The 17,966-nt window shown below is 69.3% G+C and carries 13 protein-coding genes and 2 pseudogenes; 7 read left to right on the top strand and 8 right to left on the bottom strand.

What is annotated here, in order from left to right; translation table 11 throughout:
• Positions 1-35 precede the first annotated feature (35 nt).
• From OG729_RS19310 to OG729_RS19300, 3 genes and pseudogenes are all read left to right on the top strand, one after another.
• Positions 36-968 carry an NTP transferase domain-containing protein gene (locus OG729_RS19310; protein ID WP_405807316.1) on the top strand — a complete coding sequence of 311 codons (933 nt, stop codon included), beginning with the start codon at positions 36-38 and terminating at the stop codon, positions 966-968.
• Positions 965-2,356, top strand: a complete 1,392-nt coding sequence (locus tag OG729_RS19305; RefSeq protein WP_405807314.1) for a molybdopterin molybdotransferase MoeA — start codon at positions 965-967, stop codon at positions 2,354-2,356. The genes OG729_RS19310 and OG729_RS19305 overlap by 4 nt, the downstream gene beginning before the upstream one ends.
• Positions 2,357-2,376: 20 nt before the next feature.
• Positions 2,377-2,495 (top strand): annotated as a pseudogene (locus OG729_RS19300) (Ion channel protein); the annotation flags it as partial.
• On the opposite strand, the gene OG729_RS19295 reads toward OG729_RS19300, so the two are convergent.
• Both OG729_RS19295 and OG729_RS19290 read right to left on the bottom strand, forming a co-directional pair.
• Entirely contained in the window at positions 2,484-3,581 is a 1,098-nt protein-coding gene (locus tag OG729_RS19295) for a potassium channel family protein (protein ID WP_405807312.1), read from the bottom strand. The pseudogene OG729_RS19300 and the gene OG729_RS19295 sit on opposite strands and share 12 nt — an antisense overlap.
• A gap of 233 nt (positions 3,582-3,814) precedes the next feature.
• Positions 3,815-3,919, bottom strand: a pseudogene (locus tag OG729_RS19290) (DNA mismatch repair protein MutT); the annotation flags it as partial.
• A gap of 206 nt (positions 3,920-4,125) precedes the next feature.
• Between OG729_RS19290 and OG729_RS19285 the strand changes: the two are divergent.
• The 3 genes from OG729_RS19285 (at position 4,126) to OG729_RS19275 (ending at position 8,224) form a co-directional block, all read left to right on the top strand.
• Positions 4,126-6,219: a right-handed parallel beta-helix repeat-containing protein gene (locus OG729_RS19285; RefSeq protein ID WP_405811189.1), complete on the top strand. Its 2,094-nt coding sequence runs from the start codon at positions 4,126-4,128 to the stop codon at positions 6,217-6,219.
• An 81-nt stretch (positions 6,220-6,300) separates the two neighbouring features.
• On the top strand, positions 6,301-7,224 hold the full coding sequence (locus tag OG729_RS19280) for a potassium channel family protein (RefSeq protein ID WP_405807311.1): 924 nt from the start codon (positions 6,301-6,303) through the stop codon (positions 7,222-7,224).
• A 10-nt stretch (positions 7,225-7,234) separates the two neighbouring features.
• Entirely contained in the window at positions 7,235-8,224 is a 990-nt protein-coding gene (locus OG729_RS19275) for an NAD(P)H-quinone oxidoreductase (protein WP_405807310.1), read from the top strand.
• A gap of 219 nt (positions 8,225-8,443) precedes the next feature.
• Here OG729_RS19275 and OG729_RS19270 read toward each other — a convergent pair whose 3' ends face one another.
• From OG729_RS19270 to OG729_RS19245, 6 genes are all read right to left on the bottom strand, one after another.
• The gene (locus tag OG729_RS19270; RefSeq protein WP_360866901.1) at positions 8,444-8,983 is read right to left on the bottom strand and encodes a bacterial proteasome activator family protein; all 540 of its coding nucleotides are present in this window, start codon (positions 8,981-8,983) and stop codon (positions 8,444-8,446) included.
• 108 nt (positions 8,984-9,091) lie between these two features.
• The gene (locus OG729_RS19265) at positions 9,092-11,953 is read right to left on the bottom strand and encodes an FtsX-like permease family protein (RefSeq protein ID WP_405807308.1); all 2,862 of its coding nucleotides are present in this window, start codon (positions 11,951-11,953) and stop codon (positions 9,092-9,094) included.
• Positions 11,950-12,702, bottom strand: a complete 753-nt coding sequence (locus OG729_RS19260) for an ABC transporter ATP-binding protein (RefSeq protein WP_360866895.1) — start codon at positions 12,700-12,702, stop codon at positions 11,950-11,952. The genes OG729_RS19265 and OG729_RS19260 overlap by 4 nt, the downstream gene beginning before the upstream one ends.
• Before the next feature lie 180 nt (positions 12,703-12,882).
• The gene (locus OG729_RS19255) at positions 12,883-13,518 is read right to left on the bottom strand and encodes a PadR family transcriptional regulator (RefSeq protein ID WP_405807306.1); all 636 of its coding nucleotides are present in this window, start codon (positions 13,516-13,518) and stop codon (positions 12,883-12,885) included.
• An 84-nt stretch (positions 13,519-13,602) separates the two neighbouring features.
• Positions 13,603-14,148, bottom strand: coding sequence for a hypothetical protein (locus OG729_RS19250; RefSeq protein WP_405807305.1), 546 nt, complete (start codon positions 14,146-14,148; stop codon positions 13,603-13,605).
• A gap of 225 nt (positions 14,149-14,373) precedes the next feature.
• On the bottom strand, positions 14,374-15,999 hold the full coding sequence (locus OG729_RS19245) for a protein kinase domain-containing protein (protein ID WP_405807303.1): 1,626 nt from the start codon (positions 15,997-15,999) through the stop codon (positions 14,374-14,376).
• Between the two features lie 358 nt (positions 16,000-16,357).
• Here OG729_RS19245 and OG729_RS19240 point away from each other — a divergent pair, with 358 nt between their 5' ends.
• Positions 16,358-17,878, top strand: coding sequence for a protein kinase domain-containing protein (locus OG729_RS19240; protein ID WP_405807301.1), 1,521 nt, complete (start codon positions 16,358-16,360; stop codon positions 17,876-17,878).
• The last annotated feature ends 88 nt before the right edge of the window (positions 17,879-17,966 follow it).

Below are 17,966 nucleotides of genomic sequence, written 5' to 3'. Positions count from 1 at the left end.
TCCCCGCCCACGCGATCGCGGCCCATACTTCAGGCATGACCGCGTATGACGCCATCGTGCTCGCCGGAGGTGCCGCGAAGCGGCTGGGCGGGGCCGACAAGCCGGCGGTGAGCGTGGGCGGGCGCCCCCTGCTCGACCGCGTGCTCGGCGTGTGCCGCGACGCGGGACGCACCGTTGTCGTCGGCGGGCGCAGGGCCACCGCGCGCCCCGTGGTCTGGGCGCGTGAGGAGCCCCCGGGCGGCGGGCCGCTCGCCGCGCTGGACGCCGGCCTGCGACAGGTCGAGGCACAGGCAGTCCTTGTGCTCTCGGCCGATCTGCCGTTCCTGGGGGAGCGCACGGTACGGCAGCTGATCGGCACCCTCGGCTCGAGCGGGCGCGAGGCGGCGCTGCTCACCGATCCCGACGGCCGCGACCAGCCGCTCGTCGCCGCGTACCGCACCGAGCCGCTCCGCCGTGAACTTGCTCTTCTCACCACCGAGTACGGGAGTCTGACCGGGCTGCCGTTGCGCCTGCTGACGCAGGAACTGGATCTCGCCCGGATCGATGCGGAGCCGCTCGCCTCTTTCGACTGCGACACCTGGGAGGACATCTCCGCGGCCCGGGCCCGTATCAGGGAGCATGGGAACGTGCTGGACGAATGGATCACCGCAGTCAAGGACGAACTCGGCATCGAACTCGACGTCGACACCGGCGTCCTGCTCGACCTCGCACGGGACGCGGCGCACGGCGTCGCCCGTCCCGCGGCGCCGCTCACCACCTTCCTGGTGGGGTACGCGGCGGCTCAGGCGGGCAGCGGCGGCCCGGCGGCGGTCGCGGAGGCCGCCCGCAAGGCGGCCGCGCTCGCCACGCGCTGGGCGGAGGAAGCCGAGCAGGCCACCCCCCAGGCCGGTGCCGCCACGGGCTCCGAGCCTCCGGGGCCGGTCAAGGGCGCCGAGCCCGCCGAACCGGACCGGGGCGACGCCGGATGAACGGTCAGGAGCAGGAGGCCGAGTCGGACGGCGTCGAGGAAGCCCTCGCACTGGTCGGCCGGCAGACGCGGCAGGAGCCTGCGCCCGGCTCGGATCCCGTCTCCGACTCGGCTCCCGGCACTGACCACGGGCCGGCCGGCCATGCCGCCACGGTGCGGCACCGCGCGACCCCCTGGCCCGACGCCCGGGCTCTCGCCGCGCGCATCGGGCGCGCCGCCCCGCTCCGTAGCGCGCGCATCCCTCTCGATCAGGCTCGTGGCCAGGTGCTCGCCGAGCCGCTCACCGCACTCTGCGACCTGCCCTCCTTCGACACCTCCGCCATGGACGGCTGGGCCGTCGCGGGCCCGGGGCCCTGGACCATTCAGGGCGGCGGTTCGATCCTTGCCGGGCACGGCGAGGCCCCGCCGCTCCCCGACGGCGCGGCGGTACGGATCGCCACCGGGGCCCGTATCCCGCCCGAGACCACCGCGGTGATCCGCAGTGAGCACGCCCGCACCGCGGACCGCGGCCAGCTGTACGCCGAGCGCGAGGTGGTCCCCGGCCAGGACATCCGGCCGCGGGGCCAGGAGTGCCGCTCCGGCGACCAACTCCTGCCCACCGGCTCGCTGGTGACCCCGGCCGTGCTGGGCCTCGCTGCGGCCGCCGGCTACGACGAACTGCTCACAGTTCTCCGGCCGCGCGTCGAAGTCCTTGTCCTCGGCGATGAGTTGCTCACCACCGGACTCCCCCACGACGGCCTCATCCGCGACGCCCTCGGGCCGATGATCGGCCCCTGGCTCAGTGCCCTCGGCGTCGATGTCATCGCCAGCCGCCGCCTCGGTGACGACGCCGAAGCCCTCCACGAGGCCGTCACCACCTCCGACGCCGATCTCATCCTCACCACAGGCGGTACGGCCACGGGCCCCGTCGACCATGTCCACCCGGTCCTGCGGAAGGCGGGCGCCGAGCTGCTGGTCGACGGAGTCGCCGTGCGGCCCGGGCATCCGATGCTCCTTGCCCGGCTGCCCCAGGAGGGCGACCGGCCCGCCCGGCATCTGGTGGGCCTGCCCGGTAATCCCCTGGCCGCCGTCTCCGGGCTTCTGACGCTCGCCGAGCCGCTGCTGCGGGGGCTTGCGGGCCACCCGGCGGCCGTTCCATATCGCGCTTCCGTACGTGACGAGGTGCACGGGCATCCGTACGACACCCGCCTTGTGCCCTTCGTACACCGCGCCGAACAGCTGGTGCCGCTGCACTACAACGGGCCGGCCATGTTGCGTGGCATCGCCGCCGCCGACGGGCTTGCCGTGGTACCGCCGGGCGGTGCGCGGCCGGGCGACGAGCTGGAAGTGCTCGATCTGCCGTGGACACCGGGGACCTCCTCGGTCGCCGGGGGAGGACGTTTCACGTGAAACGTCCCGGCCATGACGCCATGGCCCGGAATGCCGACGAACAGCTGGTCACCAGCCGGGTGAAACTCCCCCGTCGTATCGTCGGGCGCCGCTGCGGCAGGTCGGCGAACGGCTGCTGATGGCGGTATTACTTCGTGCGGGTCACCGTGATCAGCCGATCGCCGGGCCGGAGCGTCGCGGCGTCCGGGTGGTCGTAGCCCAGAATCTCCTTCCTGCGCACGACAGCGACAACGAGGTCCTTGCACTCGCGGGGTGACCGGCCCGTCTCTTCGTCGGTCACCGGCCGCTCTGACAAATCGAGCCCGCTGCCATAGGTCATCAGCTCGTCCAGCACCGTGCCCACATAGGGCTTGCCCGTGGAGAGCCCGAGCAGGCGTCCGGCAGAACTGGAGCTGGTTACCACGCCATCCGCACCACTCTGCTTGATCAGCGGTACGTTCTCGTCTTCCCGGACGGCCGCGACGATGGCGGCTCGCCTGTTGAGTTGTCTCGCGGTGAGCGTAACCAACGTGGCGGTGTCGTCCCGCTGGGGAGCGATGATCACTTGTGCGGCTCGCGGCAACTCTGCTCGCAGCAGCGTGTCGGACCGTGTCGCGTCCCCATGAATGGCGACGAACCCGTCACTACTGGCGGCTTCCACGGCCGTCCTCTGCGGGTCGATGATGACGATCTTGTCTTTGGGGATTCCCTGGCCGAGCAGCGTTGCGATGGCGTGACGGCCCTTGGTGCCGTAGCCGACGACGACCACATGGTCTTTGGTGCGGCTCTTCCAACGGTGAACACGGGCCTGCTGCCGCGTTCGTTCTGTGAGTACCTCGAGGGTGGTGCCCACCAAGATGATCAGGAAGAGCACACGCAACGGGGTGATGAGAAGGATGTTGGTCAGGCGTGCGCTGTCGCTGTGCGGAACGATGTCGCCGTAGCCGGTGGTGGAGAGGGTCACCGTCGCGTAGTAGAAGGCGTCGAGCAGATCGACAGAGTTGTCGGCATTGTCGTGGTAGCCGTTGCGATCAACGTAGACGACAGCCACTGTCGCCAGCAGTACGCCCAGGGCCATGGTGAGGCGTCGTAGGACTTGCTGAAGTGGAGGCACCACGCCCATGACCGGCATGACGACGGTGCGGGCGGCGTCGGCGTCGACCTGGCCCCCCGACCTGGTGCCGGACCAGAGAGACCGGAGAACCGAGAGGGTTCCCGTCTCGGTCGGCTGCGTCTCGTCTCTCATGACCGGCCCTCGCGCGCAGTGATCCGTTCATTCAGCATGCCGACCATGCTTCCGTACGGACCGGCGAATGGTGTGCACGCGGGAGGGCTTGATCTCGGCTTGCCATGGATCTAGCCCGGTAGGAGTGAGAGCGAGGTTTGTTGCCGTCGGCGGTCCACTCGACGCGGGAGCAATCCGGCAGCGTGGCGGTAGCTCGTTGTGCTCGGCTGCCTCGCTGAGCGCCGCGCGTTTCGCTAGCCGAGGTACGGCCGGTCTCGGTGCTCCAGGAAGTGCTGGATCCGGAGCCGCTGTGTGTGGTGCATGGGCAGCGTGTCGAGCTCCTCCGGCGACACGAAGCGCGTCTATCGGTCTGCTGTGGGGACGGCTGCGACTGCTGAGATCTCAACGATTCACACCCTGCGGCCACCGCATACGGGAGAACATGGGTGAGGCGTCGTGTCGGGGTGGCTTTGAGGGGAATGGGGCCAAGAGATGGCCGCAGAAGTGGAGTCGGCCTTCGTCTGTAGTGGGGAGGGGGGCCATGCACGGTGAGCCTGTGGCGTTCATGAGCTATGTCCGTTTCAACGACCAGCACGACGACGGCCTGCTCACCCAGTTCCGGGAACGGCTCGGTACCGAAGTCCGGGCGCAGACCGGCGAGGAGTTCGCGATCTTCCAGGATCGTAACGACGTCGCCTGGGGGCAGAACTGGCAACAGCGCATCGATGAAGCGCTGGATGCAGTGACACTGTTGCTGGTCATCATCACGCCGAGCCTGTTCCGAAGCCCCGCCTGTCGGGCAGAGGTGGCACGGTTCCTGGAGCGGGAAGCTGACCTGGGCCGCCAGGACTTGATCTTGCCGGTGTATTACATCAGCGCCCGGGAGCTGGATGTTCCCGAGCTGCGCGAAGCCGATGAGATGGCCAGGATGCTGGCCTCACGTCAGCACGCCGACTGGCGGGAGCTGCGGTTCGAGCCGTTCACCTCACCGCTGGTTCGCAAGTCCATCGCGCAACTGGCGTCGCGGATGCGGGATACGTTCTGGCATCCGCCCACCACCGCCCCGGCGCGCCCCGCCAGGCGTGCGGAGGCAACTGAAGCGACGGCCGGGGCGGCGGAACAGACGGAGGGCGCGGCCGGAGCCACGGCCAAGACCGAGCCACCGACCCATGTGGTGGATCCCTATCAGCGGGGAGACTTCGCCACGGTCAGCGCCGCGATCAAGGCCGCGAAACCCGGTGACCGGATCCTGGTCCGACCGGGCCTGTACGAGGAGGGCCTGGTGGTCGACAAGCCGCTGGAAATCCTCGGCGACGGCCCGGTCGCCGACATCGAGATCCGCGCCCGCGACGCCAACGCGCTGATGTTCCAGGCCAGCATTGGCCGCGTCGCGAACCTGACCCTACGTCAGACTGGGGGTGGCTGGTACTGCGTTGACATCACCCAGGGTCGGCTGGACCTGGAAGGCTGCGACATCAGCAGCCAGGGCCTCGCGTGCGTCACCATCCGCAACGGCGCCGACCCGCGCCTGCGCCGCAACCGGATCCACGACGGCAAGGCTTCCGGCGTCCTGGTCCATGACAGCGGCATGGGCACGCTGGAGGACAACGACATCACCGGGAACGCTTTGGCGGGTGTGGAGATCAAAACGGGTGGCGACCCCACGTTGCGCCGCAACCAGATCCACGACGGCAGGACGGGCGGCGTGTTCGTCCATGACAGCGGCATGGGCACGCTGGAGGACAACGACATCACCGGCAACGCTTCGACGAATGTGACGATCAAAACGGGTGGCGACCCCACGTTGCGCCGCAACCGGATCCACGACGGCAGGACGGGCGGCGTGTTCGTCCTTGACAGCGGCATGGGCATGCTGGAGGACAACGACATCACGGGCAACGCTTTGGCGGGTGTGGAGATCGCGACGGGTGGCGACCCCACGTTGCGCCGCAACCGGATCCACGACGGCAAGGCTTCCGGCGTCTTGGTCCTTGACGGCGGCATGGGCACGCTGGAGGACAACGACATCACCGGGAACGCTTTGGCGGGTGTGGAGATCAAAACGGGTGGCGACCCCACGTTGCGCCGCAACCGGATCCACGACGGCAGGACGGGCGGCGTGTTCGTCCACGACAGCGGCATGGGCACGCTGGAGGACAACGACATCACCGGCAACGCTTCGACGAATGTGGTCATCACGACGGGTGGCGACCCCACGTTGCGCCGCAACCGGATCCACGACGGCAAGGCTTCCGGCGTCTTGGTCCTTGACAGCGGCATGGGCACGCTGGAGGACAACGACATCACCGGGAACGCTTTGGCGGGTGTGGAGATCAAAACGGGTGGCGACCCCACGTTGCGCCGCAACCGGATCCACGACGGTAAGACGGGCGGCGTGTTCGTCCATGACAGCGGCATGGGCACGCTGGAGGACAACGACATCACCGGCAACGCTTTGACGGGTGTGACGATCACAACGGGTAGTAACCCGACCTTGCGCGCCAACCGGATCAACGGCAACCAATATCAGGCGGTATGGATTTACGAAGGTGGCGGTGGCGTGATCGAAGGCAATGACCTGACGGGCAATGTCAAAAGCGCGTGGCGCATCGCAGAGGATTGCAAGGACAATGTGACCCGCGCCGGCAACGAGGAATGAGTACTGCTTCACACACCTGGCCCCCACGGCCGTGCTGGGTCGCTCAAGAACGCCGGTCGCGGTCACAATCCGTGCGACCGTGTGGCCGTTGTCGGTGCGGAGGTCGAGAGAGCCCGTGATGTCGCGCCCGGTTCAGGGGCGGAATCCCTTCTTGGCCTCTGTGCTGTCGGTACCGTCGTTCCCATCGGTACCGGGGCCATCGTCGGGCTCGAAGGAAAGCCGGACGAGACCGGCCCAATTCTGGCCTTCAAGATCGCCCCAGCGTGCCCGCTTCACGAGATCATCGCTCAGGTTTTTTGGTTACTTTCGAGAAAGCGCTGGAGGCTTCAATTGCGTGAGCACACCGTCGTTGTGGGCTTCGGCACCAAGGGCCGGTCCGCGATTCAGACGCTGACTGCCACGGGCCTGAAGAAGGTACAGATCGTCGTGGTCGACCCCAGCAGCAAGGTGATCGAGACGGCCAATGCCGAGGGCTTTGTGGGGGTGATCGGTGATGCGACCCGTAGCGACGTTCTTCTACGGGCCGAGGTGCAGAAGGCCCGTCAGATCGTCATTGCGACACAGCGCGACGACACGGCGGTGCTCGTCGCGCTGACCGCGCGGCAGCTCAATCGCGGGGCGAAGATCGTCGCGGCGGTGCGGGAGGAGGAGAACGCGCCGCTGCTGCGCCGGTCCGGCGCCGATGCGGTGATCACCAGCGCGAGTGCGGCGGGCCGGCTGCTGGGCCTGTCCGTGCTCAGCCCGAGCGCGGGCATAGTGATGGAGGATCTGATCCAGCAGGGCAGCGGGCTCGACCTCACCGAACGGCCGGTGACAAAGGCCGAGGTGGGGCGTGGTGTGCGGGAGACGGACGACCTGGTGGTGAGCGTGCTGCGGGGGCATCGGCTGATCGGTTACGACGATCCGGCGGCGAGTCCGTTGCAGCTGACGGACCGGCTGATCACGATCGTGCGCGCGGATGGTGGCTCACCCCTCAGCAGCCTCAACAGGCCCGCTCCGGAGTAGCCTCGCGCCCATGCATGCGATCACGATTCCCGAACCTGGTGGTCCCGAGGCGCTTGTCTGGGCCGAGGTGCCCGATCCCGTGCCCGGCGAGGGAGAGGTCCTCGTCGACGTCGTCGCGAGCGCCGTCAACCGCGCCGATCTGCTGCAGCGGCAGGGCTTCTACGATCCGCCGCCCGGTGCGTCCTCGTATCCCGGGCTCGAATGCTCGGGGCGCATCTCGGCCCTGGGGCCCGGTGTCTCGGGATGGGCCCTGGGCGACGAGGTGTGCGCGCTGCTCGCGGGCGGTGGTTACGCGGAGAAGGCCGCCGTGCCGGCCGGGCAGCTGCTGCCGGTGCCCGAAGGGGTGGACCTGATCACGGCGGCGGCGCTGCCGGAGGTGACCGCGACGGTGTGGTCGAACGTGTTCATGATCGCCCACCTGCGGCCGGGCGAGACGCTGCTGGTCCACGGTGGCGCGAGCGGGATCGGCACGATGGCGATTCAGCTGGCCAAGGCGGTGGGGGCGCGGGTGGCCGTCACGGCGGGTGGGCCGGAGAAGCTGGCGCGGTGCGCGGAACTGGGCGCGGACATTCTGATCGACTACCGCGAGCAGGACTTCGTGGAGGAGCTGCGCAAGGCGACGGACGGGGCGGGGGCGGACGTCATCCTCGACATCATCGGCGCGAAGTATCTGGACCGGAATGTGCGGGCGCTGGCGGTCAACGGCCGGCTGGCCGTGATCGGCATGCAGGGCGGCGTCAAGGGTGAGCTGAACCTGGCGATGCTGCTGGGGAAGCGGGCGGCAGTGACGGCGACGTCGCTGCGGGGGCGGCCGCTGGGTGAGAAGGCGTCGATCGTGGCGGCGGTTCGGGAGCATGTGTGGCCGCTGATCGAGGGGGGTCGGGTGCGGGCGGTGGTGGACCGGAGGATTGCGATGCGGGATGCGGGGGAGGGACATCGGGTGCTGGAGTCCGGCGCGAATATCGGCAAGGTCCTGCTGGTCTCGCCTGCGGCGGGCTGACCGCACCCGCCCGCCCTTGATTGTGAGTGCGCCCCACGCCCCGGGTGCGGGCCTGCTCACCCCGCCCGCCCTGTACGCGCGGGTACTGCGCACCCCCCGGCACCTCCGCCACCGTGGCGGCATCGCCGCACCGGCCAGCTCTCGCACGGGCTGAAGTGCCGCGCCGCGTGGCCGGGGGCGCCGTGCCCCCGGGCCCTCGGTGGCGGTGGGTTTCCAGGACTACAGGTACGGGCCCGAGCGGATTGCTCCGTGTTGGCCGTCATCGTCGTCGTGCGGGGCGCCCGGTGGCAGGGCTCGGCGCATTTGTTCCAACTGGGCGCGGGCTGCCATTTGCTGGGCGAACAGGGCTGTTTGGATTCCGTGGAAGAGGCCCTCCAGCCAGCCCACCAACTGGGCCTGGGCAATGCGGAGTTCCGCTTCGGAGGGGATTGCCTCGTCGGTGAAGGGGAGCGAGAGGCGCTCGAGTTCCTCGACGAGTTCGGGGGCGAGGCCGTCCTCCAGTTCCTTGACCGAGCTGGCGTGGATCTCCTTGAGCCGGACCCGGCTCGCCTCGTCCAGAGGGGCTGCCCTGACTTCCTCCAGCAGCTGCTTGATCATGCTGCCGATCCGCATGACCTTCGCCGGCTGTTCGACCATCTCCGTCACCGGGACCTCGCGCGACTCGTCGTCACCGTCACCGCCGCCGAGTGCCATTCCGTCCTGCCCCACGACAAGGACGTGGGGGCTCTCCTGCGACCGTTCATTCCTCGGCATCTCCATGCCGCCATTCTCTCGCACGTGGGCGTCACCACACGGTGTGCCCCCGTACGAGAGTGATCCACCCTCGTACGGGGGCACAAAACCGCAGGCAGTGCGATCAGTGGCCGATTATGTTGCCTCGCGGCGGGCCAGCGCCCCGCGCGAGCGCGTCACCAGCGCCGCCAGTAGCGCCGCGCCCACCGGGACCGCGACGAGCAGTGCGGCCAGGGTTTCCCAGGGCACGATGATCGGTACGTGCGGCGCCGAACCGCCCGAGCTGTAGCCCTGGTCCAGTGCCTGCTGGTACCACTTGATCTGCTCGCGCTCCTCGGTGAGCCGCAGCCCGATCGCGGGCAGTACACCGGCCGCCGAGCCGAGCACCACACCCATTGCGGCCACCACCCCGCACTGGAAGCCGCTGAGCGTCCTGCGCACCCGCGGCGGGGCGCCGACGGCGGCGAGTGTCTTCAGATCGGCCTCGGCATCGGCCTGGGCGAGGCCCGTGGCGATACCGGCCGCGCCGATGGTGATCAGCCCGGCGAAGACGGTCAGCGACAGCAGGATGATGCTGTTCTTGCTGGTGTAGCCCTCCTCGATGTGCAGGGCTACCTCAGAGCCGGTCTTGTCGAGCTCGCCGTCGAGACGCTGGCGCTGCTCGCTGCTCGGCATCTTGTCCGTCGAGTAGTACGCCCCCAGCGGCACCGTGGTCATGCCCGCCGCCTTGGCCGCGGCAGGAGGCACGATCATCGAGACGCCGTACGACATGGGCTCACCGGTGACCTGATGCACGGAGAAGGTCTTGATCACGCCCGGCGCATCCAGGCCCTTCTGCGTTGCCTCGTCGGCCTTCTTGGTGTCGGTGATCAGACGGATGCTGATCTTGCCCTTGGCGTCGACGTTGCGCTTGTCGAACGCGACGACCTGTCCGGCCGCCAGCGCCTTTTCGGCACCGGGGTCGTCGATCGCGAGCACCTTCAGCAGCTTCGCGTCGCCGACCAGCACCCCGCCTTCGATATTCATGTAGCCGCTGGACTCCTTGCAGCGCCAGTCGGCGGAGAGCTTGCGGCGCTCGGCCTTGCTGAACCTCGCCGTGGGGTCCTCGTCCGGCTTGGCCGGGTCGGTGATCCACAGCGGGCACTGGTTGGCCTTCGGCACGACGATCTCGTAGCGGCCGCAGCCCTCCGCGTCGCTGTACGGCGAACAGCTGGGCTTGCCGACCGCGATCCGGTCCACATCGGCCCGTACGTCGATGGGCAGCATCTTCTGCACGGTGGCGCGCACCGCCGGGACATCGCGCCCGCCTCCCTCGTCGAGGATCACGGAGACCGCGCCGTGCGGAAGGCGTGCCTGGTACTCGGCCTCGCTCTGGGCATCGCTGCTCGCGGTGTACGTTGCCACGGCCACCGTGCCGGCGACCGCGGCCAGCACCGCGGCCACGGCGGGAGCCGTGCGGCCCCGGTTGCGCACCGCGTCACGCAGCGCGAGGCGCGGAGAGAGCGGCAGGATGCGTCCGGTCCGGCCGAACAGGCCGACCAGGGCGGGGGTCAGCGCGACCACGCCCAGCTCCGCGATGGCGCTGCCGCCGGCGACCATGATGGTCTGGTCGGTCACCACCGATCCGTAGAGCGCGATCACCACGCCCAGTGCCACCGCGATCAGGCCGACGACGGTCAGCGCGCGGCTGCTCTTGCGGACGCCGCGTCGACCGGTGAGCGAGGAGAGTACGGACTGCCGGGAGGACGTGATCGCCGGGACGATCGCGGCCATCAGGCCCGTGAGTACGGCGAGCAGCCCGATGCCGAGCAGTTCCAGCGGCCGTACGTCGAAGCTGCCGAAGCGCTGGCCCATGGATTCCTCGAGCACCGGCTGCAGCGCGAAGGTGAGCAGCAGACCGAGGACCGTGCCGACCACGGCCGCGGCGACGCCGATCACCAGACCACCGGCGAGGACGATGGCGCGGATATGGCGGCGGTCGCCGCCGTTGGCGCCGACCAGACCCAGCTGGCGGCGCGAGCGCCGGGCGCCGACCGCGAAGGCGGGCCCTGCCAGCAGGCAGATCTCGAGCATGGCGAGGCCGACGACGGTACCGACGGCAGCGAGCGCGGCGGCCTTGGCGGCCGTGCTGTCCTCGAAGCTGCCCCAGCCCTCTTCCTGGTAGATCGGAACGTCGGCCTTGGCGGGCGGGTTGAGAGCGACCGCGCGCGAATTGACCGCCACACCCTTGGTGTTGATCTCCTTGACCATGTTCCACGTGAAACCACCGGGAGCGGTCACCAGATATGAGGTGGTCGCCTCGTTGACGGGCAGCCCGGCCTTTTCGAGGGCCTTGTTGAGCGGGGCGAGAAACGCGCCCGGCAGCGCGTTGACCTGGTCGGTGTCCAGTTCGTCGGGAAGTTCGTACGAGCCGACGATCTTGTACTCACGGACGAGTCCGCGGGCCGTGAGTTTGCCGCCCACCTTCAGACCGCTGGACTCCAGAAAGTGCGTGGTCGCTGCGACCTCGTCGGACTTCTGCGGCAGCCGGCCCTGGTCGACGACCATGATGCCCTTGGCCATCGGGTCGGCGGACTTGAGCTCCCGGATCTCGGTGTTCAGCAGACCGTGCGTGGTGCGCAGCTTGCCCGAACCGGTGGAGTCCGACAGGGACTTGGTGCCGGCGGGCAGCGCCTTCGTTATGTCCGTCTTGCCCTCGGGCCACGGCTTGCCGTCGAAGTCCTCCACCGGCATATAGCTGTTGGCGTCGGGGGTCTGCTTGATGGGCGTCCCGCCCATGCCGGGGTCGGACACCCGCGCGTCCGCTGCGCCGAGCGTGCGCTCAAGGCTCTGCTCGGTGGACAGTTCCGCGCTGCGCAGGGTCAGATCCGCGGCGCTCACGCCGAGGATGGGGAGCGCGATCATCGCCAGGACGAGGAAACTGCGTCCCTTGGAGCGCCAGGCGTCGCGGCGGGCGATCCGGATCGCGGCCCGCCAGGAGTGGTACCAGGTCTTCACAGCTCGGCCGCCTGGCCGGAGAGCAGCGAGTCGGCCTGGCTGCGGATGGTCTGGTCGACGACCGCGCCGTCGCGCAGGAAGACCACACGGTCCGCCCAGGCCGCGAAGCGCGGTTCGTGCGTAACGAGAATGCCGGCCGCACCGGCGTCACAGCGCGAGCGCAGCAGGGCCAGTACGGATTCACCGGTCTCCGAGTCCAGGGCGCCGGTCGGCTCGTCGGCGAGGACGAGACGGCGCTCGCCGACCAGCGCGCGGGCGATGGCCACACGCTGCTGCTGACCGCCCGACATCTCGTCGGGGAAGCGGTCGGCGAGATGCCCGAGCTCCATCTCCTCCAGCGCGGCGACGGCCTCGGTACGGGCTTTGCGTGCGGAGATGCCGTCCAGCTCGCGCGGCAGGGAGACGTTCTCGGCGGCGGTGAGGGCCGGGATGAGGTTGTAGTCCTGGAAGACATAGCCGATGCTGCGGCGGCGCAGCGCGGCGAGCGTCTTGCGGTCGGCGGTGGTGATGTCGGTGTTCTCGACGATCACCCGGCCCGAGGAGGGGGTGTCGAGCCCGCCGGCGATGGTGAGCAGTGTGGACTTGCCGGAGCCGGACGGGCCCATGACGGCGACGAGTTCGCCGGGGAAGACATCGAGGTTGATGCCGCGCAGCGCATGCACCTCGGTGGCGCCACTGCCGTGGACACGGGTCAGTTCCTGGAGTTGCAGCACAGGTTGCTGGGACTTCTGTGACTGGTGTTGAGACATGGGAAGGGTCCCCCCTTGGACGGACGGTGTACGTACGAGCGGATGTACGGAGCTTCAGAGATGCGAAGAGGTCGGTGAAGGCGGTGAGGTCGGTGAAGGCGGTGAGGACGGTGAGGCGGTGAGGACGGTGAAGGCCGTGAGGACGGAGAAGGTTGCCGGACGGGACGCCGGGCAGTCGGGCTAGGTCGGCGTCGCGGGCCGGGGCTGCACCGGTGCAGCGGGCTGCCCGAGCAGAGAAGCCGCCATCGTGCTCCCGGCTCCCTGCTGGGCCGCCGCGGAGAGCCGGATGAGCCGCACCTCGCAGTGATCGAGCCAGCGCGCCTCGGCCTCGGTCTGGAAGATCAGCTGCTCCAGCACGAGCAGCCAGGCCACGTCGTCGCGCTCGGCCGAGCCGCCGCCCTCGATCGCGGCCAGGGCCTGCGCCTTGAGCCGGGTGTAGTCCTGCATCGCCCTCACGGTGTGGTGGCGCTGGGACTGAATGACGCTACGGATGTCCACGCCGGGCGCGCCGACCGCCATCGCGAGCTTGATGGCCAGCTCGTCACGGGGCGGGCTGCTGCGGTCCACGGGGGTCTCGAACCAGCTCTTCAGCTCGGTCCGCCCGGCATCGGTGATGACGTAGAGTGCATGGCCGGCGTCGTCCTCGCCGCCCTGGGCGACCATGCCGTCGCGCTCCAGGCGGCTGAGGGTCGTATAGACCTGGCCGACGTTGAGTGGCCAGGTGGCACCGGTGCGCGACTCGAACTCCGAACGGAGCTGGGAGCCGTAGCGAGGGCCGTGCTCAAGGAGGGCGAGGAGCCCGTGTCGGATGGACATACTCAGTATGTATACCGGGTATGCGGGGGCCAGCAACCACCAATAGGCGGAGCCCCTGCCTCCATCTTGAGGATGACGCGAGGATCAACGACGCCTCAGCCGTACGCCCAGAAAGCCGATGCCGAGCCCCATGAGGGCCATTCCGATCCCCAGTGACATCGGGGAAATCTGGTGCGCGATGGGCCCGGGAAGGGCCTGAGGTTCCTGGTGACCTGCGGCGGCGGGTGCGGTACGGGTCGAGGTGGGCGTCGGCGCGGCCCAGGCGCCGTCCGGCTCCTCCGTCTCCAGTGCCTCGTCCTCCGCAGGAGGGGGCTCCGGCTTGGCCGGATGCGTAAGGGACGGGGCCGCCGAAGCGGAACGGGACGCGGAAACGGACGCCGAAGGCGACACGGACGCTCCGGTGGACGGCCTACGGGCCGGGTCGTCGCGGTCGTACGACCCGTCGTCACCCTCGTCATCGCTCGGGCTCACCGTTCTGGGGAGCCGTCCGGGCCGGGGCCGCCCCTCCCCGGCCTGCCGCCCGGCGAGAGAGGCGGAGGCGGCGGGAGAGGCCGTTGGTGAGGGGTCGGAGGCCTCGGACTCCTCGGCGTACGCAACGGGCGTGGCCAGCAGCAGAAACGAGGCGACCATGATCGCGCACTGTGTGCGGAGCCTTGGAGTCACCGGGTGACCCCCTCCCGTGCCGAGTCGCCGAGTCGCCGAGATATCGGACTCAGGGTCACATGCCATGACTCTTCCGGCATCTCGGGCGGCTGCACAAGGGAACGGGGAGAAGGGAGCGGGAACGGGAAACGGGAACGGCCCGGCACGCGCGCTGCGTGCCGGGCCGTTCCCGGGAAGACGGTGCGGGCCGGGTCAGCCCGACTTGCCCGTGGAGATCGTGAGCTCGAACTCCTGGCTCTTCGGCACGATGGCCTCGCCCGAACTCGGGTACTGCAGGATGACGGCGTCCTTGGGGTATTGAGGGTTGTCCTCCTCGGTCACCTTCCAGGTCCAGCCGGCTTCCCGAAGGCAGTCCTTCACCGAGAGGATGTCCTTGTAGAGGAGCTGCGGGGCCTGAACCTTCGACGGGTCGGTGCCGTCCTCCGTGGCGTCCGTGCACTTCGACTTGTCGATCGTCCGCGTACGGTCCGGCGCCTTGACGCCCGCCTCCACCGACTCGCTCGAGCTCGGGTCGCCGCCCGTGTTGTCCCCGCTCCCCGAGTCCTTGTTCAGCGAGATCACTGTGATCAGGCCGCCGACCGCCAGCAGCGCCACCACGATGGCGCCCACGATGACCGGCATGTTCCGCTTGCCGCCGCCGTTGCCGCCGCCGTGGCCGCCCGGCACCGCTGTCTGAGGTGAGATGGAGTACGGAGGCGGAGTCGAGGCCACCGGAGCATGCTGCTGGTACGGCGAAACCGGAGAGGGCGTCTGCGGGTACCCGTAGTGCGGTGCCGGAGCGGGCGCCGGGGTCGGCGGCCCGTACGGACCCGGCTGGTACGGCGTCTGCACGCTCTGCGGTGCCGAAGGCGCCTGGTCCAGCGGCGGGAAGACCGCGGAGCCGACCCCCGCGCCACTCGTCGTGGGCGCGCCGCCGATGATCACCGGCGCCCCCGTCTGCCCGGCGCTCGCCACCCGCGCGCACTCGTCGCGCATCGCTGCGGCGCTCGGGAAACGTTCGTTGGGGTTCTTCTTCAGCGCCCGCGCGACCAGTGCGTCCATCGCGGGCGTGACAGAGCGGTTGATCGTGGACGGAGCGACCGGCTCCTCCTGCACATGCGCGTACGCGATCGCCAGCGGCGAGTCCGCGTCGAACGGCAGCCGTCCGGTCAGCAGTTGGAACAGCATGATGCCGACGGAGTACAGGTCCGACCGCGCGTCCACGCCACGCCCCAGCGCCTGCTCGGGCGACAGATACTGCGGCGTGCCGACGACCATGCCGGTCTGCGTCATCGAGGTGACGCCGGACTGCATGGCGCGCGCGATGCCGAAGTCCATGACCTTCACGACATTGCGCTTGGTCATCATCACGTTGCCGGGCTTGATGTCGCGGTGGACCAGGCCCATCTCGTGGCTGGTCTCCAGGGCGGCCAGCACATCGGCCGTCACCTTCAGCGCCTTGTCGGCCGGCATCGCGCCGTACTGCGCAATGTCCGCCTGCAGTACGGATCCGAGCGGCCGGCCCTCGACGTACTCCATGACGATGTACGGCATCAACGAGCCATCGAGCTCGTCCTCGCCGGTGTCGAAGACCGACACGATGTTGGTGTGCGACAGCTTGGCGACCGCCTGCGCCTCGCGCCGGAACCGCTCGCGGAAGGACTGCTCGCGCCCCAGTTCCGTATGCAGCGTCTTGATGGCGACCTGACGGTCCAGGGCCGAGTCGTACGCGAGATACACGGAGGCCATGCCGCCTTCGCCGAGCAGGTCGCGCAGCTGATACCGGCCGCCGGCGACCGAACCTCCCGCATAGCGGCCCTGTGCGCCGTCCTGGCTCATTCTGTGCTTCCCCCTCGGCACGAAGGCCCGTGATCCGTATGGCCGCGACCCGTATTGCCGTGATCAGTATTGAGATGATCCGTTGGCGTGATCCGTATTACGGGCCAAGTCTGCCCGAGGGCAGAGACACGTCAAGCCAGGTGCCCGTTCCGTGACCGTACGCACAACAAGCGTCTCGGAAGCGTTACAGGAAAAGCATGGAATTTGCGGGCCGGACAGGCAGCGGGTTTGATGGCCGGTCCATCTCGAAACCGCCGCGCCGCCCGAAGGCTGTAGCGTGACGTGGCAGAGAACTGAGGACGACAGCGAATCCCGCACGCAACACTACGCAGGCGGACAGATACGACGGCGAGGACTGATGGCACCCGAACCCGAGGCCGGCAACGGCGGAGTGCCGGATGCGGCCGACTCCTGGGGCATCGGCGGAGTGGTCGGCGACGGCCGCTATCGCCTGACGCACCGTCTTGGACGCGGTGGCATGGCCGAGGTGTTCGCCGCGGAGGACGTACGGCTCGGCCGTACCGTCGCCGTCAAGTTGCTCCGACCCGATCTCGCCGAGGACCCGGTCTCCAAGGCCCGTTTCACGCGTGAGGCGCAGTCGGTGGCCGGCCTCAACCACCATGCGGTGGTGGCGGTCTACGACTCCGGCGAGGACGTGGTGGGCGGTCAGACCGTCCCCTACATCGTGATGGAGCTCGTCGAGGGCCGCACCATCCGCGATCTGCTCGTCAACGCTGAAGCCCCGCCGCCCGAGCAGGCGTTGATCATCGTCTCCGGTGTGCTGGAGGCGCTCGCCTACTCGCACCAGCACGGCATCGTGCACCGTGACATCAAGCCCGCGAACGTCATCATCACCAACTCCGGTGCGGTGAAGGTGATGGACTTCGGCATCGCGCGCGCCCTGCACGGCGCGCAGTCGACGATGACCCAGACCGGCATGGTCATGGGCACGCCCCAGTACCTCTCCCCCGAGCAGGCGCTGGGCAAGGCCGTCGACCACCGTTCCGATCTGTACGCCACGGGCTGTCTGCTCTACGAACTCCTCGCCCTGCGTCCCCCATTCACCGGCGAGACCCCGCTTTCGGTGGTCTACCAGCATGTCCAGGACATCCCGGTGCCGCCGTCCGAGGTCTCGGACGTGGTGCCGCCGGAACTCGACGGTCTGGTGATGCGCTCGCTCGCGAAGGACCCGGACGACCGGTTCCAGAGCGCGGAGGAGATGCGCGGCCTCATCCAGTACGGGCTGCAGATGCTGCAGCAGCAGGGCAGCCACTCCGGCACCTGGAACACCGGTCCGGTCGAGGTGCACGACGCCGCGTTCACCCCCGCGATGGGGGTGACCGGCCCGACGGCGATGCATCACCCGGTGCACGGCGAGACCTCGCAGGGGCCGCTGTTGCCGCCGATGAACCCCAACGACGGCGGATACGACGGCGGTCACCGGGACGGCCGGGGTGGCAAGGGCGGCCGCGGAAAGATGTGGCTGTTCGCCGTGCTCGCGGTGATCGCGATCGCGGCGGGTGTCGCGTTCGCGGTGGACAGGGCGAAGGAAGCCGGTACGGGTCAGAAGGACGACACGAAGACGTCGCAGTCCCCGACGACGCCGGAGGCTTCGCCGACGCCGTCCGAAGAAGAGTCGCAGAGCGAGGATCCGGACCCCACGGGCGACGAGCAGCAGCCGTCCTGGACGCCGTCCTGGACGCCGTCGTACACGCCGAGCGATCCGCAGACGCCGACGGACGACCCGACGACGGCTGACCCGACGGAGCCGACGGGTGATCCGACGGACGGTCCGACGACGGCGGATCCGACGGAGCCGACCGGGGATCCGACGGGGGATCCGACGGGCGGGCCGGGCGAACCGGGCGGGGGTCCCTGACGGGGCGGTGCGGTAGGCCTGGGGCTCAGCCCCAAAGCCGGCGCCTCAAACGCCGACGGGGCTTGGTACGGGGCTCTGCCCCGGGCCC

This window comes from Streptomyces sp. NBC_00210 (genome assembly GCF_045160975.1).
Lineage (GTDB): Bacteria > Actinomycetota > Actinomycetes > Streptomycetales > Streptomycetaceae > Streptomyces.
The sequence above is the reverse complement of the archived record's forward strand: the minus strand, read 5'-3'. Positions and strand labels throughout refer to the sequence as shown.

What these genes read in the sequence shown, in the direction of transcription:
- OG729_RS19310 (WP_405807316.1), top strand. Translation starts at nt 36, where the DNA reads ATGACCGCGTATGACGCCATCGTGCTCGCCGGAGGTGCCGCGAAGCGG.
- OG729_RS19305 (WP_405807314.1), top strand. Translation starts at nt 965, where the DNA reads ATGAACGGTCAGGAGCAGGAGGCCGAGTCGGACGGCGTCGAGGAAGCC.
- OG729_RS19295 (WP_405807312.1), bottom strand. Translation starts at nt 3,581, where the DNA reads ATGAGAGACGAGACGCAGCCGACCGAGACGGGAACCCTCTCGGTTCTC.
- OG729_RS19285 (WP_405811189.1), top strand. Translation starts at nt 4,126, where the DNA reads ATGAGCTATGTCCGTTTCAACGACCAGCACGACGACGGCCTGCTCACC.
- OG729_RS19275 (WP_405807310.1), top strand. Translation starts at nt 7,235, where the DNA reads ATGCATGCGATCACGATTCCCGAACCTGGTGGTCCCGAGGCGCTTGTC.
- OG729_RS19270 (WP_360866901.1), bottom strand. Translation starts at nt 8,983, where the DNA reads ATGGAGATGCCGAGGAATGAACGGTCGCAGGAGAGCCCCCACGTCCTT.
- OG729_RS19260 (WP_360866895.1), bottom strand. Translation starts at nt 12,702, where the DNA reads ATGTCTCAACACCAGTCACAGAAGTCCCAGCAACCTGTGCTGCAACTC.
- OG729_RS19255 (WP_405807306.1), bottom strand. Translation starts at nt 13,518, where the DNA reads ATGTCCATCCGACACGGGCTCCTCGCCCTCCTTGAGCACGGCCCTCGC.
- OG729_RS19250 (WP_405807305.1), bottom strand. Translation starts at nt 14,148, where the DNA reads ATGGTCGCCTCGTTTCTGCTGCTGGCCACGCCCGTTGCGTACGCCGAG.
- OG729_RS19245 (WP_405807303.1), bottom strand. Translation starts at nt 15,999, where the DNA reads ATGAGCCAGGACGGCGCACAGGGCCGCTATGCGGGAGGTTCGGTCGCC.
- OG729_RS19240 (WP_405807301.1), top strand. Translation starts at nt 16,358, where the DNA reads ATGGCACCCGAACCCGAGGCCGGCAACGGCGGAGTGCCGGATGCGGCC.